1 protein-coding gene is annotated in these 1,310 nt (G+C 63.5%); it reads left to right on the forward strand.

Annotated elements, in window-relative coordinates:
* Positions 1 to 23 precede the first annotated feature (23 nt).
* Positions 24 to 1,277, forward strand: coding sequence for a hypothetical protein (locus EOA75_RS32905; RefSeq protein ID WP_127326144.1), 1,254 nt, complete (start codon positions 24 to 26; stop codon positions 1,275 to 1,277).
* Positions 1,278 to 1,310: the final 33 nt, after the last annotated feature.

The following is a 1,310-nucleotide window of genomic DNA, read 5'->3' on the forward strand; positions in this document are numbered from 1 at the left end:
GGATTGGGACGGGAGGATCCATCGTGAAGCGACTGTCGGGCCTTGTGGCACTCGCACTCTTGCTGCTCCTGCCCTTTGCTTACGCCAAAGCGGCTAGCCCCGACCCTGCCGCCTTGTTCGAGGCGAAAACCGTTTCCGAGCGGAACAGAGCCCTGGCGGCACTGGAGGCGGCGGCACCGAGCGATCCGGCATCGGCCTATGCCGCCGGCGCCGGCGAATTCTTTACCGCGCTGGAAATCCTGGCCAGCGGTCTGCATCGGCACGGTTTCGAGAGCCCGCAATCCTTCATGCTACCGCTGATGCGGCTGCCCGTGCCGGACAATCCCAGTCCCGAGCCGCTGACCTATGAAAAGTTCCGCGCCATCCTGATCGCTTTCCGCGACCGTCTGGAGAAATCCGCCGCCACGCTGGGCTCGGTGCCCGCCGATGCCGATATCGGCATGGTGGTCGACCTCGCTCATGCCGGTATCGATCTCAACGAGGACGGCAACATCGCGCCTGACGAAAGCATCGCCGCGATCATGGCCTCGCTCTCACGCGGCGGCGTCGACGCAAGCGATGCCGCCCCTTCGCTTACCTTCCGCTTCGACCGCGCCGACGGTTTCTGGCTGCAAGGTTACGCCGAGTTCCTGATGGCGCAGGCCGATTTCTGGCTGGCGCATGATTTCAGAGCCATGTTCGACGGCTCTTTCCACATGCTGTTTCCGCGCGCGAAACTGCCGTTGCAGGACGCGCTGGTCCCGCCGGATGGCGGCATGAGCGGCAGCATCTTCGCCTCGGAATGGCGCTTTGCCGACTTCATCTCGCTGGTGCATCTCGTCAACTGGCCGGTGATCGAGCCGGAGCGCCGGAAGGCGGCGCGCCGTCACCTGCTGGAGATGATCCGGCTTTCGCGCGAGGACTGGAAAGCGATACGCGCCGAAACCGACAATGACCGCGAATGGCTGCCGGGACCGCAGCAGAAGGGCGTCAACCCGCTCACCGGCCTCGAGGTCGGCGAGGCGCAAGTGCAGGCATGGCTTGCCGCCCTGACCATGGCTGAGGACCTTCTCGAAGGCCGCGTGCTGCTGCCGCATTTCCGCGTCATCGGCAAAGGCATCAACATGAAGCGCTTCTTCGACGAGCCGAAACCTTTCGACCTCGTCCTGTCGATCACCGGCCCGGCCATCGCGCCTTACCTCGAAAGTGGAAAAATCCTCACCAGCGACGATTTCAATCAGATTCAGCGCGAGTTCGGCGGCGCCGGATTCCTGATATTCGCGCTGTGGTTCAACTGAAACGAAACGGCGCGTGCGACATGCCTTCTGACA

Source organism: Mesorhizobium sp. M1A.F.Ca.IN.022.07.1.1 (assembly GCF_003997575.1).
Taxonomy (GTDB): Bacteria; Pseudomonadota; Alphaproteobacteria; order Rhizobiales; family Rhizobiaceae; genus Mesorhizobium.